Genomic DNA, 17126 nt, shown 5'->3' with positions numbered 1-17126 from the left:
CAAACATGACATCCGAAGATAAGATAGTTCCAGAGCCAAATAAAGATAACAACGCTCAGTCTAACGACAGTCAACTGCCCGAATCACAAGGCAGACGAGAAGCATTGAAGGCATTAGCTACAGTTCCTGTATTGGGAGCTTTAGCCTATGGTGTTTATAAGAAGCAAAAATATGATAAGACGATGCACGATGTAAGCGACGTCTTTAAATTAAGTAAAGAAACAGCAACTATCCCCGAACTACAGCCAAACGGAAAACAGATTCGATTAGGAATTATTGGTTGCGGCATCAGAGGGAAACAATTGTTAAGAGCTGCAGGATTTGCAACCCCAGAATCTCTCCAAAAGCTGATTGACTCTTCAAAAAAAGACAAAAAGGATACTAGATACCAACTATTTAGAGAACAAGAAAACCTCAATATCGTCTTAACAGGCGTGTGCGACATATTCGATACATTTGCCGAAGAAGGTATTGCAGCCGGATCAAATATAAACAGGGAAGGTGTAGGCGGTAAGCTGGGACCTGCTCCAAAACGATATCGTCACTATCAGGAAATGCTTGCAGCCGACGACATCGACGCTGTTATCATTGCTACACCCGATCACTGGCATAGCACAATGGCTATGGATGCAGCAAAAGCAGGAAAGCATGTCTACGTAGAAAAACCGCTTTCGTGGACTGTACCCGAAACGTACATGATAAGAGAGGTTATTAAACAGACCGGCGTAGTTTTTCAGCTAGGACATCAAGGCAGACAGGTAGACAGCTATCATAAAGCTAAAGAGATATTAGACAAAGGATTACTTGGCCCTATTACGCTTATAGAAGTTTGTACAAACCGTAATGATCCTAACGGAGCTTGGGTTTATGATATTCATCCTACAGCAAACCCACAGACAGTAGACTGGAAACAATTTGAGGGTGATCCTGAAAGAGTGAAAGAGTATATGGACTATATGACAGCGCATAATCTTGCCAAATATGTAGGTCCGGATGCTAGAGATAAGTTTAGCCTCGAACGTTTCTTCCGTTGGCGTTGCTGGTGGGATTACAGTACAGGGCTAAGTGGAGACTTGCTTACACACGAGTACGATGCTGTAAACCAATTGATGGGCGTGGGCATTCCTCATTCTGCAACTTCTTCCGGTGGTGTTTATTTCTTCAAGGATGGAAGAACCGTTCCGGATGTGCTGCAAACAACATTCGAATTCCCTGATAAAAATATGACAATGCTATATAGTGCAACATTAGCCAGCAACCGCAATAGGGGAAAAGTAATCATGGGGCACGATGCATCGATGGAAGTCGGAGATACGCTAACCGTTAAAGTAGATAGTGGATCTACAAGATACAAGGAGAAGATTGAAAAAGGAATCATCAAACCCGATGTACCTTTCTATACATACGTTCCGGGCAAAAGCAATGTAGACGCAGTAACTTCTGCCACCGAGTTGTATTTTGCACAACGTGGTCTCTTATATTCGTATCTGGGAGGGAAACGGTATGATACAACATTCCTTCATATCAGAGAATGGCTGGAGTGTATCCGCGACAACAGTAAGAAAACTTCTTGTGGTATCGATGCTGCTTTCGACGAAGCCATTACAGCACACATGGGAACTCGTGCATATCTGGAAGGTCGTACAATGTATTGGGATAAAGACAAAGAGGAAATAGTAAGAGGCGAAATAAATTAATATATTTACAATTTAGCAGTGAAAAGTGAAAACTAAAATATACCATTAAATCTAAAAACAATATTAACCAAAAAACAAAAAAAATTATGGCATCAGACATTTCGAGAAGAAAGTTCCTCTCAACAGGAGCAAAAGCCGCTATTGGACTGACGATCATCCCAAGCACTGTATTGGGGAAAAACTTTGGGCATATAGCTCCGAGTGACAAATTGAATATTGCTGCTGTTGGTATTGGCGGCATGGGACATGCTAATATCAAAGCTGTGGAAGCTACAGAAAACATAGTGGGACTATGTGACGTAGACTGGAAATATGCTAAAGGCGTATTCGACAGATTCCCAAATGCAAAAAAATATTGGGACTTCCGTAAGATGTACGACGAAATGGGTAAATCCATTGATGCGGTAATAGTAGCAACAGCAGACCATACACATGCTATCGTTTCTGCCGATGCAATGACAATTGGCAAACATGTGTACTGTCAAAAACCGCTTACTCATACAGTTTATGAATCACGCTTGCTAACTAAGTTGGCTAAAAAACATAAAGTCGCTACTCAAATGGGTAACCAAGGCTCATCGGGTGAAGGCGTTAACCTCGTTTGCGAATGGATTGCCAATGGCGAGATAGGTGAAGTAACAAAAGTTGAATGTGCTACCGACCGTCCTATTTGGCCACAGGGACTGAATGCCCCTGAAAAAGTAGACAAAATACCAAGCACCCTAAATTGGGACTTATTTTCAGGTCCTGCAAAAGTACGCCCTTATAATGCATTATATACTCCTTGGAACTGGCGTGGCTGGTGGGATTATGGTACAGGTGCATTAGGCGACATGGCTTGTCACATCATGCACCCGGTATTCAAAGGCTTGAATTTGGGCTACCCTACTAAAGTACAAGGTTCATCTACCTTGTTGTTGCAGGATTGCGCACCGCAAGCACAACACGTTAAATTGACATTCCCTGCTCGCGATAATATGCCGAAAGTGGGTATGCCTGAAGTGGAAGTACATTGGTATGATGGCGGTATGATGCCGGATCGTCCAAAAGGTTTCCCTCAAGGAAAACAATTAATGGGCGAAGGCGGTGGATTGGTTATCTTCCATGGAACAAAAGATACACTGATTTGCGGATGCTATGGAGTGAACCCTTGGTTGTTGTCGGGTCGTGTTCCGAAAGCGCCTAAAACACAACGCCGTGTAGAAACATCTCACGAAATGGATTGGGTACGCGCTTGTAAGGAAGATGCTTCGAGTCGTGTAATAACTAAATCCGATTTCAGCGAAGCAGGCCCATTCAACGAAATGGTAGTAATGGGAGTATTGGCTATTCGTTTGCAGACATTGAATAAGGAATTGTATTGGGATGGAGACAACATGAAGTTCACAAATATCGATCCTAACGAACAAATTAAGATATTAGTTAAGGATGACTTCAAGATCGTTGACGGTGACCCTAAGTTCAATAAGATCTGGACTGATCCTATCAATGCTCAGGAGTTTGCAAATGAACTGATCAAGCATACATATCGTCAGGGATGGAAATTGCCTGATATGCCATAACTAAGTAATATTGTTTTAATTTAAAAATCAAAATAAAGATGAAAAAAATTATCTATTCATTAAGCTGTTGCATGATTGCCGGAGCATTTATTGCTTGTGGCGGTGGGGCTAAGAATGCTGAGAAAAAAGGGACTGATACTGATTCAACAAAAACAACTGAAGCAATGAAACCTGAATATACTGTATTAGACAAACCTCAAGTAGACCTGTCTAAATTCAAAAAAGATAAAGACGGTTATATCGTTATCTTCGATGGCAAATCTACTGAAGGATGGAGAGGATACGGAAAAGACGTCCTCCCTGGAAAATGGAGTATAGATAACGGAGCTCTGAAATTTACTGGTTCTGGTAAAGGTGAAGCTCAGGAAAAAGACGGTGGCGACATTATCTTTGCTCACAAGTTCAAAAATTTTGAACTGGAACTAGAATGGAAAGTAGCTAAGGGAAGTAACTCCGGTATTTTCTATCTGGCACAAGAGGTTCAAACAAAGGATCCTAAAACAGGAGAGTTAAGGATGGAACCTATCTATATTTCAGCTCCTGAAGCTCAAGTATTAGACAATGCAAATCACCCTGATGCAAAATTGGGTAAAGACAACAATCGTCAATCAATGTCATTGTATGATATGATTCCTGCTAAACCACAAAACTCCAAACCTTTTGGTGAATGGAACAAAGCGAAAGTTATGGTTTACAAAGGAACTGTGGTTCATGGACAAAATGGCGAAAACGTAGTTGAATATCACCTATGGACTCCACAATGGACAGAAATGCTTCAAGCAAGCAAATTCAGCGAAGAAAAATGGCCTTTGGCATTCGAACTGCTAAACAACTGTGGTGGACCTAATAGAGAAGGATATATTGGTCTTCAAGATCATAGCGATGATGTTTGGTTCCGTAATATCAGAATCAAAATCCTTGACTAATAACTAGTTTTTTCTGTTAAAATATCTTCCAAATCCTTGAAGGGCTTGCCTCTTCTTGGATTTGGCTTTTAAATAATCTTACATTATCATGAAAGTATCAATTATTATAGCTACTACTCTCCTTATGTTAGCTTCTTGCAATCCAAAAGCAGATGCAACTCAGCAACAAGCTGCACCTGTAAAGAAAGATATTTCTCTACAATTGTACTCGTTGAGAGACGATATTGCTAAAGACTACGATGCAACAATCAAGAAAGCCGGAGAAATGGGATTCACATCGGTAGAGGCTGCCAACTATGCAGACGGAAAATTCTATGGAAAAACACCTGAAGAATTTAAGGCAAGCATAGAAAAAGCCGGAATGAAAGTGCTTTCTTCCCATACAGGAAAAGGCCTTACAGAAAAAGAACTGGCTTCTAAAGATTTTACAGAAGCGCTTAAATGGTGGGATCAATGTATTGCAGCACACAAAGCAGCAGGAATGAAATACATTGTAACTCCATGGATGGATACACCTAAAACATTGAAAGACTTACAAACATATTGTGAGTACTATAACGAAATAGGAAAGAGATGTAAAGAAAACGGCATGCTCTTTGGCTATCACAATCATGACTTCGAACTGAAAAATAAGATCGAAGATAAGCTTATGTACGACTACATGCTAGAAAACTCAAACCCTGAATATGTATTCTTCGAAATGGATGTATACTGGGTAGTAAGAGGTGGAAAAAGCCCTGTAGATTATTTCAATAAATATAAAAACCGTTTCACTTTGCTGCACATCAAAGACAACAGAGAACTTGGACAAAGTGGTATGGTAGGCTTTGACGCCATCTTCAACAACACTGATGCTGCAGGAGTTAAACATCTTGTGGTAGAAGTAGAGCAATACAGCTTTACTCCTGAAGAAAGTGTAAAGAAAAGCCTTGACTATTTATTAAATTGTCCTTTAGTAAAAGAAAGCTACGACAAATAAGAAAAATTAGATATGCTTTTGTCAGATTGGACGGAGTAGTTTGAAGATCTATTTAGCTAATGTATATTTCTTTAAAGAAATTCTTCTCTCCGTTCATTATGACAAGCCGCATAGCTAAAAAAGTATATAAGCGAATAGATGAACGCAATAATGGCCGACAACGGCTCCTTCTACTACAATATACAAGGTAGAGCCGAAGGAACCAGTTATAATATTATATATCAAGATAGTGAAGATAGAGATTTTCAACCCGAAATAGAAGAGCTGCTTGCCAACTTTGAGAAATCATTATCGGTATATGACAATGAATCCATTATTTCGCGAGTCAACAGAAATGAAGACGTAGAAATAGATGATTATTTTTATACAGTCTTCAACAAAGCAAAAGAAATAAGTGCCCACACAGAAAATACTTTCGATATCTCGGCAGAGCCGCTATTCAGGGCCTGGGGATTTAGCTCTCAAGAAAAATGTCTACCCAATAGGGAGCAGATAGAAGAGATGAGGAAGTATATAGGAATGGACAAAATAAGCATCAAGGACAGATGCATTGTAAAGGATCATCCCAACATTGTATTGAATGTAAATGCTATTGCAAAAGGATATTCTGCTGATATTGTAGCTTTATTTTTGGAACAGCATAAATGTCTTAATTATCTTGTAGAGATCGGAGGAGAAATTCGAGTAAGAGGAGAAAACCTTCATGGCGAAGACTGGAGAATAGGTATTGACCGCCCATCCGAAAGCAACCTCATTCCGGGACAGGATATGCAAGCTATTTTACAAATTACAAATAAAGGAATAGCTACTTCCGGAAATTACAGACAATTTTATATCGAAAATGGAGAAAAAATAACGCATACAATCAATCCGGCAACGGGCTATCCGGCACAGCATAATCTACTATCCACAACAGTGATAGCGAACGACTGCCTCACAGCAGATGCTTATGCCACAGCATTTCTGGTTGCGGGAGTAGATAAGTCGTTGGAATGGATAAATAACAACGCTGAGATTGAGGCTATATTTATCTGTGACGAGGATGGAGAGTATAAAATGTACTGTACTCCGGCATTAGAAGACAAGATCATTCAAGGAGACGAATAAGATGCCTTTCTTACTGTGTTAAAAAGAAATAAATATTAAAACATATCCGCTTTGTTAGATATTATTTGTATTATTTTGTCAACTGAAAACAATCTAGCAGAAATAATATCATAAAGCACTAAAAAAACAAAAATCATGAATACCTTATTATTTTTAGGAAATCTGGGAACAGGTGAAATCATCATCATAGCCATAGTTGTACTTTTACTTTTCGGGGGACGCAAAATACCTGAACTAATGAAAGGACTAGGGAAAGGTATCAAAAACTTCAAAGAGGGAGTTAAAGGTATAGAAGATGATATAACCGGGGACAACGATACAACAACTAAAAAAGATTGATGTAGTATACTTCTATGGAAGAGAACAGTGGAGGAATGTCCTTTTGGGATCATTTAGAAGAACTACGGTGGACCCTTGTCAGGTCTATCATTGCCTTATTTGTTTTTGCGATACTTGGTTTTGCAATCATGCCGTATATATACGACAGCTGGATAATGGGTCCTACCCGTGCCGACTTTGTATTGTATAAATATCTATGTTATGTGACATCATCCGTGCCCTTTATGCCCGACTTCTGCGATGATACATTTCATATCAAGATTATAAACTATAATCTTACTTCGCAGTTTTTCAGGCACATGACCACTTCATTTTGGTTTGCTCTAATATTGACATTCCCATATCTTGCATTTGAAGTGTGGCGCTTTGTAAGCCCTGCTCTCTATTCTAATGAGAAGAAGAGTATCAGATGGGTATTTCTGTTCGGAACAGGTATGTTCTTTATCGGATGTGCTGTAGGATATTTTCTTGTATTTCCTATGACATTCCGATTCTTATCGACATACCAGCTAAGTGAGATGATCGAGAATACAATTTCGCTCGATTCGTATATGGATAATTTCCTTACATTGATATTCATCATGGGAATTGTATTCGAACTTCCTTTGGTATCATGGCTTTTATCTCAATTGGGCTTTTTAAACAGATCTTTTTTCAAGAAATTTAGAAGACATGCCATTGTTGGACTATTGGTATTATCTGCCGTAATCACTCCATCAGGAGATCCATTTACTCTTTCGGTTGTATTTGTGCCGCTTTATCTGCTCTTTGAATTGAGCCGCTTTATGGTAAAACCTGCACCGAAAGAAACTGATGAGGAAGATGAGGATGAGGATGAAGATACTGCCGATATAGAAATAAAGACTTCGTAATTGTAAATATTATTTGGAAGATAATCATCAAGAGAATCTGCATTTCTATTAAAAGATAAAATATCGATAAATAAAAAACCCCGATTGGTAACCAATCGGGGTTTTTATTATATATAAGATTTCTTATGCGCTTAAGCCTCTGCCGGAGTATCTCCGTTTGCCTTCTGTACAGGCTTCTCTGGTCTTGGAGGACGAGGAAGAAGAACCTTACGAGACAGTTTAAACTTACCTGTCTTAGGGTCGATATCGATAAGTTTCACCTCAATCTTATCACCTTCTTTCAATCCTACTTTTTCCATGTCTTCTACGCGATCCCACGAAATTTCAGAGATATGAAGCAATCCGTCTTTTCCTGGAAGGAATTCACAGAATGCACCGTAAGGCATTACCGAACGTACTTTTGCAGTATATACCTCTCCTACTTCCGGTACAGCAACGATTCCTCTAATCTTAGCCATTGCAGCTTCGATAGCAGTTTTGTTAGTAGCTGAAACTTCAACGCGTCCATAACCATCAATTTCTTCGATAGTAACAGTTGCTCCTGTTTCTTCCTGAATACCTTGAATGATTTTACCACCGGGTCCTATTACAGCTCCGATAAATTCTTTGCTGATAATTAGCACTTCGATACGTGGAGCATTTTCTTTGAAGTCGGCACGTGGTTCAGGTAATGTCTCAAGGATTTTACCCATAATATGCAAACGTCCTTCACGAGCCTGATTCAATGCCTTTTCTAGAATTTCGTAAGAAAGTCCATCTACTTTTATATCCATCTGAGTAGCTGTAATACCATCTTTTGTTCCACAAACCTTAAAGTCCATGTCTCCCAGATGATCTTCGTCACCCAAAATGTCTGAAAGTACAGCAAAGTTAGTACCTTTCTTCTCTGAGATAAGTCCCATTGCTATACCTGTCACCGGCTTTTTGATCTTCACCCCTGCATCCATTAATGCCAATGTACCGGCACAAACTGTAGCCATAGATGAAGAGCCGTTCGACTCTAATATATCAGATACCACACGTATAACATAAGGATAATCGGAAGGGATCATCGGTTTCAATGCACGGTGTGCAAGATTACCATGACCGATTTCACGACGACCTACTCCACGTTGTGGTCTTGCGTCTCCTGTTGAGAACGGAGGGAAGTTATAATGTAGCAAAAATCTCTCCTTACCATTGTTCAATACATCATCAATGATCTTCTCATCAAGCTTTGTGCCTAATGTTACAGTTGTCAATGATTGTGTTTCACCACGTGTGAAAACAGCCGATCCGTGAGCTCCCGGAAGATAATCTACTTCGCTCCAGATAGGACGTATCTCTGTTGTTGTACGACCATCAAGACGTTTTCCTTCGTCTAAGATAGAACGACGCATCGCTTCTTTTTCTACATCATGATAGTAACGAGAAATCAATGCACCTTTTTCTGCAAGCTCTTCCTCAGTAAGGTTCGCTTTATATTCTTCTTCTATAGCCTTGAAGTTATCTACACGCTCATGTTTGTTTGTATTTCCTGATGCTGCTACAGCAAAAGCTTTATCATAACATTTTTCCCAAACATCTTTGCGTAGGTCTTCGTCATTTGTTTCGTGGCTATATTCACGTTTTTTTGTAGTACCAACAAGCTCCATTAATTCGATTTGAGCCTGACATTGTACTTTAATCGCTTCGTGAGCAAATTTGATAGCTTCCAGCATTTCTGCTTCCGAAACTTCTTTCATTTCACCTTCCACCATCATAATGTTATCAATAGTAGCACCTACCATGATATCCATATCAGCTTTAGCTAGTTGAGAAAATGTTGGATTTAAAATGAATTGTCCATCAACACGAGCTACTCTCACTTCTGAGATAGGACCATTGAACGGTATATCTGAAACAGCCAAAGCTGCCGAAGCTGCCAATCCGGCCAATGCATCAGGCATGTCTTCACCGTCCGAAGAGAATAGAGTCACATTAACAAATACTTCCGCATGATAATCGTCCGGAAACAATGGACGAAGTGCACGGTCTACCAAGCGGCAAACCAATATTTCGTAATCTGAAGCACGTCCTTCTCGGCGTTGAAAACCTCCCGGGAAGCGGCCATATGCTGCAAATTTTTCTTTATACTCTACCTGTAAAGGCATAAAATCAACACCCGGATTTGCATCTTTTGCGGCACATACAGTGGCTAATAACATCGTATTACCCATCCGTACCATTACAGACCCATCAGCCTGTTTTGCCAATTTTCCGGTTTCAATGGTGATAGTCCTTCCATCACCTAAATCGATACTCTTTGTAATCGGATTAATCATAAATTTTTTTCTTAACGTCTTAAAATCAAACAAAGGTAAGTAAAGTTTTTGAAAATTAAGGGAATGGAGATCGAAAACTCCATCCCGAAAGACGAAATAGAATAATAATATCAAGGTTTTCTTTTACTTAATTTCATTCATCTAACCACCCATTTAAGTTCAATATTCGTATTCTAGGCTTATTCTGAGAATAAAAAATATCACTACATCTAGTGATTGACTGCTATTTTAAGTTTTCATACATTTGCAGATCAACTAAAAACTATAAATATCAACACATTAAGAAATAATGAGATCAAAGTCTTTTCTTTTTTTGACCCTCTTATTCTGTGCCATTATCAATAATACTTATGCTGATGATATTGTCATTGACAATGATACTATCAAAATGAAATACACAGCAAAAGAGGTTGTAATAGAATCATTTAAGCAAAACAGTGATTTATCGATACAACCCGTCTCGGCATCCGTCCTATCTGAAAGTATTATTAAAGAAAACAATATAACCAACATAAAAGAGGTGACGGCTTTTGTACCCAATCTATTCATGGTAGACTATGGCTCTAAAATGTACTGCCCGGTTTTTATACGAGGAATAGGGGCTGCAAAAAACACGCCTTCTGTAGGGCTATATGTAGATGGAGTACCGTATTTCGACCGCTCAACTTTTGATATGAACATTAGCGATGTAGACCGCATTGAAGTTTTGCGAGGACCACAAGGGACTATTTATGGCAGGAATACGATGGGCGGCATCATTAATGTTTTCACAAAATCCCCATTAAAGACAAAAGGAACTTACTTGAATCTCTCCGCCGGTAATTACAATACTTATCAGACCGGAATTTCGGATTATGGAAATGTAGATAATAAAATAGGCTATTCACTATCGGGTAATTATTCCCATTCGGGAGGCTACTTTATGAATAAAACCACAGGTAAACGAGCCGACCCGATTGATGGAGTTTCTACTCGTGCCCGACTAAGTTGGCGGATTATGCCACGGTTGACGATGAATCTTATTTTTGCTTATGAATATTCCGATCAGGATGGTTACCCTTATCGCATTTATGATAAAAAAACGGGTAAAATAGAAGATATAAATTATAATGAACGGAGTTTCTACCGTCGTAATATGTCTAACAATGGACTGAATATAGAATATGTGACAGACAATTTCAAACTGAGTTCGCAATCATCTTTTCAGTTTTATGATGGAAAACAAGGTATCGATCAGGACTTTTCGCCCAAAGACATTTACTACGTAAACTTCTATCACCGTCAGCAAATGTACTCCCAGGAGTTTAATATCAAATCAATAAAAGAAGACAGCAAGTACAAATGGCAGTTTGGAGTATTTGGATTCCACCAGAATTATTTCCAAACAAACGATACTGACTACCGCACATCGGGAAAACATGCAATCCAAAATGTAAACAATCCGACCGAAGGAATCGCCCTATATCACCAGTCTACTTTGAATGATATTTTCATCCCGGGACTATCGGCTACTCTTGGAATTCGCTACGACTGGGAGAAAACAAAATCTTCATTGACACGCATCACTGCAAATCCGAATGTAGAGCCTGTTGTCGATCCCGAAGTAAAGGCTAAGGACGATTTTTCTCAAATTACACCAAAAGCATCTATCCAATATGCGTACAATCAGGATGGATTGACATATTTATCTGTAAGTAAAGGATATAAGACAGGAGGTTTCAACAATACGGCCGATGAAGATAAAGACCGTACGTTTGATCCTGAATATAGCTGGTCTTATGAATTAGGAACAAAATCAAGCTTTCTGAATAATCTGCTCTTCGTAGATTTCAGCCTCTTTTATATTAGATGGAGCAACCAACAAATTTCGCAAGTTAAACCCACAGGGCAAGGTTTTTTGACTCGCAATGCAGGGAAATCGGAAAGCAAAGGCTTTGAATTGACAACTCAGATAAACCCTTCGAGAAACCTAAACTTCCAGATAGCCTATGGTTATACGCATGCTAAATACAAAGAGTATAAAGAAAGTGAGACGGTAAATTATAATAATAATTACTTGCTCATGGTGCCTAAGCATACATTGGCGATATCTGCAAATTACACCATAGATACAAACCTGAGATGGCTCGACAATGTTGTGCTTAACGCTCAATATACAGGAGTAGGTAAATTATATTGGAATGATGCCAACGATGTAGAACAACCATTTTATGGAGTGTATAATGGGAAAGTTTCTTTCGTTAAAAAACAATTTTCACTAGATTTGTGGGCTAAAAATATAGGATCTAAAGATTACATCGGATATTACTTCGCAACATCTGGTAATAATTTTGTACAAAAAGGGAAGCCTTTCACATGTGGATTAAATCTGAACCTTAAATTCTAATATGGGAATAAACATTCAAAAAGGAGAAAAGCTATTTACATTCTTTTGCCTGTACATTGCACAATCTATACCGATGAGTTTCTTCTCTACGGTGATACCTGTAATTATGCGGCAACAGAACTTCTCGCTCGAAAGTATAGGTATGCTCCAATTGCTAAAACTCCCTTGGATACTAAAATTCCTATGGTCTCCTGCGGTCGACCGTTCCACTTTCAGAATAGGTGATTTTAAAAGATGGATTTTCTCCTCAGAATTAATATATGCATCCATCATATTTGCTGTCTCATTTCTCGATTTTCAAACCACACCTTATCTTATTATTGGGCTTGTAGTATTATCTTTTATAGCTTCGGCCACACAAGATATTGCAACCGACTCACTTGCTGTTCTGTCTTTTAGTAAAAAGGACAAGAGCCTTGCAAACAGTATGCAGTCGATGGGAAACTTTGCAGGTGCTATGATTGGCGGCGGCATATTACTATTACTCTATCATAAATTCGGGTGGGGAAATCTATTGCCATTCCTTGCTGTATTTGTTATTATAGCTCTAATTCCTCTAATATTTTTCAAGAGAGGAAATAACCAAGTAATCATAAAAGCAAAGCAAGAGAAGAAGCCAACCCCGGACGATCTTCTTGGCTTTTTCAAACAAAAAGGTATCTGGAAACAAGTTGTCTTCTTATTTGTCTATTATGCAGGTCTTATTGGTGTGTTAGCGATGCTTAAGCCCATGCTGGTAGACTATGGCTACAACATGAAAGAAATAGGCATCATGTCCGGGATTGTGGGTACATCTATTGGCTGCCTTGCTTCTTTTGGGGGTGGCTTTATCGTTCGAAAAATAGGCAGACATTCCGCTCGAATATTGTTTGCCGTTTTCACATTGATAACTACTATCTACTTCTGCCTGTTAGTATCTGCTCTTCCTGTAAATATAGCAACTCTGCATTTAGGCATCTCATTACTTTGGGCAAGTTATGGTATGGCGGTTATTGTTGTATATACCACAGCTATGGACTGTGTACGTCCGGGTTTTGAAGGAACGGACTTCACAATACAAACTGTGATTACACACCTGAGCGGAATTATTATGGGTGTAAGCTCCGGTAAAATAGCAGCAATGATAACATACAAGGGACTCTTTGTTGTGGAAATGTGTATCGCAGCCATATCTCTGGCATTTATCTTATTGGCATTCAAACTTAAAGCACCGAAAGAACAAAATGAAACAAGAATTACTGAATAAATATAGCATCCCTGTTCCAAGATATACAAGCTACCCTCCGGCTAACTTTTTCAATGAATCATTTACTGCCGATTCATATAAGGAAGCTATTATACAATCAAATGAACAAAATCCTCAGCATATATCCATCTATATACATATCCCTTTCTGCTACCACATGTGCCATTATTGCGGCTGCAATTCACAGTTGCTCAAAGATAAAAATGTAGTAAAAGAGTATATAGAAACCTTGAAAAAGGAGATACGGATGGTACTTCCCCTACTCGACCATAGTCGTAAAATATCACAAATACACTATGGAGGAGGAACACCCACGTCACAGCCTGTCTCTGTACTAAAAGAAATCAACCAGATAATCTTATCCGAATTTGAATGCATCGAAAATCCGGAAATTGCAATAGAATGCCACCCGGGATATCTGGATGAAGACTATTGGAATGATCTGATTGATGCAGGATTCAATCGAATAAGCATTGGCATTCAAGATTTTAACGAAGAGGTTTTGAAGGCTTCCGCCCGTAAGCCATCACGAATGGCGATAGAGGATATAATACACATACTCAGGAGTAAAGGCGTATCTGTAAACATGGATTTTATATACGGACTACCTCTACAAACTCCTGAATCTTTTGCAGAAACTATTCGGAAAGCAATATCCCTCAAGCCGGACAGAATTGTCACTTTTTCTTACGCCCATGTTCCTTGGGTAAATGAGTTGCAAAAAAATCTCGAAAAGATTGGCTTGCCATCAGTTTCTACAAAAAACGAAATATACGAAACAGCTAAGAAATTGCTAATCGATGCTGGATATAAAACGATAGGGCTCGACCACTTTGTATTAGCAAACGATGAGCTCTACGAGGCTTTACAAACAAAATCACTGCATCGTAACTTTCAAGGATACTGTACCCGCCGCACGACAGGTCAGGTTTATGCATTCGGAAATACCGGGATCAGTCAATTATCTACAGCTTACAGCCAAAATGCAAAAGATCTGAGCACATACATATCATCAGTAAATGAGGGTAAATATCCGATAACTAAAGGGTATATACTGAATAAGGAAGAACAAATTACCCGTGAAGTAATAGCTTCACTAATGTGTAACTATACAGTAAGTTGGTCGGATATAGCGACCCGAATGAATATGTCTGAAAAGGAAGTAAAAAATGCTCTGAACTATAACAAAGAGCAGCTCTTTGATTTTCAAAAAGATGGAATTATCGAATTTTCGGAAGATCACATTACAGTATTACCGGAAGCTGCTCCCTTTGTCCGCAATGTTGCTGCTTCGCTCGACAAACTGATGGTAAATAACGAAAAGCGTTATTCCAAATCGGTATAATCAATTTTTGGGTAATAGTTTATTAAAGAAAAGATCTTTCAAGCATGGCTTAATTAATAAAGAATGTATATCTTTAACAAATAGATTAAAAATTAACATTAATACTATGAAAGCTTATTCACAAATATTACTTCTTTTCATCTTTATGTCTTGTCTTTTTATATCCTGCAGCAATGATAAAGACTTACCAGAAGAAAATAAAACATACACATTTCATTCTATTATGTGGAAGTTAGAAGAGGGAGATAAACAAGAGGTAATAGAAGACCATAGAAGCATCTCTATCCATAACAACGTAGACGAACCAGCTATAATAACAAATAAATCAGAAGATTACATTAAGGACTATTCCCATTTTCATAACTCAGAGGATGCAGAACTGTTAACCCAATTAATGGGTGAAGATTATACTGTCTCTATACCATCTGAGATCAGTCTATTATCTTCTGATTATGTTTATTATTCAGGTAAAGAAGCTCCGCTACGCATTGGAGAAAAAGTAGAGCTAGAACCTTCCACGAAGGTTAAAGAATCTACAACATTACCACCACATAGCAAGTTAACTACTAATGTGACGATATATCAGAATAAAATAACAGCCACATATCGCATTCGTCTAGTGGCAGACGATGATTCTTTTGATTACAAAGATATACATGGAAAATGGACCGGTGTATTTTTTAGAAATATGGAAAGTAGCTCTGTCGTTGAAGAAATAAAATAAAAACGAATCATTGGACAACATAATAATAAAAAACGGCTTCAATATAATTTGAAGCCGTTTCTATTTTGATACAATATGTTTTTACATACCTCCTGTAACAGGAATAACTTCTCCTGTAACATAAGCGGACAAATCCGATGCAAGGAATACAGCAACATTCGCTACATCCTCAGGTGTTCCTCCACGACGTAACGGAATTTGTTCTGCCCATTTTTTCTTTACATCTTCAGACAATACTCCGGTCATTTCTGTAATAATAAATCCCGGACAAATACAGTTTGCACGAACATTTCTCGATCCGAGTTCTTTTGCTACAGATTTAGCCAAGCCAATCATCCCTGCCTTAGATGCAGAATAGTTAGCTTGTCCGGCATTACCGTTAAGCCCAACGATAGAACTCATATTTATGACATTTCCGCTCTTTTGCTTCATAAATATTGGAGTAAGCGCGTGAATAAAGTTGAATGCAGACTTTAAGTTTATATTGATTACCATGTCCCATTGCTGCTCAGTCATACGCATCATCAGTCCGTCACGGGTAATCCCTGCATTATTTACAAGAATATCTATCTGTCCGAAATCTTTTGCAATTTCTTCTACCACTTTATGAGTGTCTTCAAAATTTGCAGCATTAGATGCATATCCTTTTGCTTTCACTCCAAATTTTGCAATCTCTGCTTCAGTCGCTTTTGCGTTGTCATCTATAGCTAAGTCAGTAAATGCAATATTTGCTCCCTGCTCTGCAAATTTAAGTGCGATGGCTTTACCTATACCACGAGCTGCACCTGTAATAATAGCGGTTTTACCTTCTAGTAATTTCATAATTTAAAGTATAAATTAAATTTATATAGTTTACAATCTACTTTTTCTTCTTTTTTATTCCCTCAAATATAAGGTAAGCAATATTTTCTCTTTGCGATTCGGTTTGCAGGCTCTCTGCTCTAATCTGTCCTCTGATATAAGGTACTTCCAATCCTTTGAGCGCATGGTGTAGTATTTCAGCTGTAGCTTGAGTGTCGGGCATCTCGAAAGTACCCTCTTCCACTCCTTTGTTCAGAATATCTTTCAGTACCTGAATTTCTTTTCTATCAAACGATTTCCTTACATTTTGCACACGCCAGATATCACGGAAGAAATCAGCTTTCAATGTACCATTCCTTGCCACAACATTTTTCACTGCATCAAATCGCGTATAAAAAAACAAAAGAAGTTTCTCGTCTGCAGGAAGATTCTTATTTGCTACAGTCTGCAAAGCATGGAACATCTGATCGAGCTCCGTCTCCAGAACCGCCTGATACACCTCATTCTTATTATTGAAATATGTATATAGTGTCCTCCGCCCTTTGTGCGAAGCTACTGCAATATCATTCATGGTGGTATTTTCCACCCCCAACCTTGCAAATAGCTGACGAGCTACATCTATCAGGATATTTCGGGTTTTGTTTATGGCCATAAACTAAATTTGCACACAAATATTACAAGTGTGCAAATTTAGCATAAAAATATTGAATACATAGGATTTTCCTTTGGTTTTATCACTTTTAGGAATTTTATACATACAGAATAAGGATAAGGCTACTCAGGCTTTTTATCCTGTCGACTACGTATATATCAATAGCAAATGCTTAATATAAGAAAAA

The 17126-nt window shown here is 38.5% G+C and carries 14 protein-coding genes; 11 read left to right on the top strand and 3 right to left on the bottom strand.

Features of this window, described 5'->3' with window-relative positions; genetic code table 11:
- Positions 1–5: 5 nt before the first annotated feature.
- The 7 genes from E4T88_RS14405 (at position 6) to tatC (ending at position 7482) form a co-directional block, all read left to right on the top strand.
- Positions 6–1697, top strand: coding sequence for a Gfo/Idh/MocA family protein (locus E4T88_RS14405; protein WP_135106621.1), 1692 nt, complete (start codon positions 6–8; stop codon positions 1695–1697).
- Between the two features lie 86 nt (positions 1698–1783).
- Positions 1784–3259: a glycoside 3-dehydrogenase gene (locus E4T88_RS14400; protein ID WP_135106619.1), complete on the top strand. Its 1476-nt coding sequence runs from the start codon at positions 1784–1786 to the stop codon at positions 3257–3259.
- A 38-nt stretch (positions 3260–3297) separates the two neighbouring features.
- Positions 3298–4185 carry a 3-keto-disaccharide hydrolase gene (locus E4T88_RS14395; RefSeq protein WP_135106617.1) on the top strand — a complete coding sequence of 296 codons (888 nt, stop codon included), beginning with the start codon at positions 3298–3300 and terminating at the stop codon, positions 4183–4185.
- A gap of 88 nt (positions 4186–4273) precedes the next feature.
- Complete coding sequence (locus E4T88_RS14390; RefSeq protein ID WP_135106615.1) at positions 4274–5164, top strand: sugar phosphate isomerase/epimerase family protein; 891 nt, start codon at positions 4274–4276, stop codon at positions 5162–5164.
- Between the two features lie 138 nt (positions 5165–5302).
- A complete protein-coding gene (locus E4T88_RS14385; protein ID WP_135106613.1) occupies positions 5303–6271 on the top strand; it encodes an FAD:protein FMN transferase in 969 nt (322 codons plus the stop codon).
- 135 nt (positions 6272–6406) lie between these two features.
- A complete protein-coding gene (tatA, locus tag E4T88_RS14380) occupies positions 6407–6610 on the top strand; it encodes a twin-arginine translocase TatA/TatE family subunit (protein ID WP_006841533.1) in 204 nt (67 codons plus the stop codon).
- Between the two features lie 14 nt (positions 6611–6624).
- Positions 6625–7482 (top strand): twin-arginine translocase subunit TatC, encoded by an 858-nt coding sequence (tatC, locus tag E4T88_RS14375; protein WP_135106611.1) that lies wholly within the window; start codon positions 6625–6627, stop codon positions 7480–7482.
- 131 nt (positions 7483–7613) lie between these two features.
- Here the strand turns inward: tatC and pnp are convergent, their stop codons facing one another.
- Positions 7614–9785 carry a polyribonucleotide nucleotidyltransferase gene (pnp, locus tag E4T88_RS14370; RefSeq protein WP_135106609.1) on the bottom strand — a complete coding sequence of 724 codons (2172 nt, stop codon included), beginning with the start codon at positions 9783–9785 and terminating at the stop codon, positions 7614–7616.
- Between the two features lie 289 nt (positions 9786–10074).
- On the opposite strand from pnp, the gene E4T88_RS14365 reads away from it, so the two are divergent.
- The 4 genes from E4T88_RS14365 (at position 10075) to E4T88_RS14350 (ending at position 15486) form a co-directional block, all read left to right on the top strand.
- Positions 10075–12171, top strand: a complete 2097-nt coding sequence (locus E4T88_RS14365; RefSeq protein WP_135106607.1) for a TonB-dependent receptor — start codon at positions 10075–10077, stop codon at positions 12169–12171.
- 1 nt (position 12172) lies between these two features.
- On the top strand, positions 12173–13417 hold the full coding sequence (locus tag E4T88_RS14360; protein ID WP_135106605.1) for an MFS transporter: 1245 nt from the start codon (positions 12173–12175) through the stop codon (positions 13415–13417).
- A complete protein-coding gene (hemN, locus tag E4T88_RS14355) occupies positions 13395–14762 on the top strand; it encodes an oxygen-independent coproporphyrinogen III oxidase (protein WP_135106603.1) in 1368 nt (455 codons plus the stop codon). The genes E4T88_RS14360 and hemN overlap by 23 nt, the downstream gene beginning before the upstream one ends.
- A gap of 223 nt (positions 14763–14985) precedes the next feature.
- Complete coding sequence (locus tag E4T88_RS14350; RefSeq protein ID WP_135106601.1) at positions 14986–15486, top strand: hypothetical protein; 501 nt, start codon at positions 14986–14988, stop codon at positions 15484–15486.
- An 81-nt stretch (positions 15487–15567) separates the two neighbouring features.
- On the opposite strand, the gene fabG is transcribed toward E4T88_RS14350, so the two are convergent.
- A complete protein-coding gene (gene fabG / locus E4T88_RS14345) occupies positions 15568–16308 on the bottom strand; it encodes a 3-oxoacyl-[acyl-carrier-protein] reductase (protein WP_135106599.1) in 741 nt (246 codons plus the stop codon).
- 37 nt (positions 16309–16345) lie between these two features.
- Positions 16346–16939 carry a TetR/AcrR family transcriptional regulator gene (locus tag E4T88_RS14340; protein ID WP_135106597.1) on the bottom strand — a complete coding sequence of 198 codons (594 nt, stop codon included), beginning with the start codon at positions 16937–16939 and terminating at the stop codon, positions 16346–16348.
- Positions 16940–17126: the final 187 nt, after the last annotated feature.

The sequence above is a fragment of the Dysgonomonas mossii genome, assembly GCF_004569505.1.
Taxonomy (GTDB): Bacteria; Bacteroidota; Bacteroidia; order Bacteroidales; family Dysgonomonadaceae; genus Dysgonomonas.
Note: the sequence above shows the minus strand (reverse complement) of the source record. Positions and strands in the feature narration are given on the sequence as shown.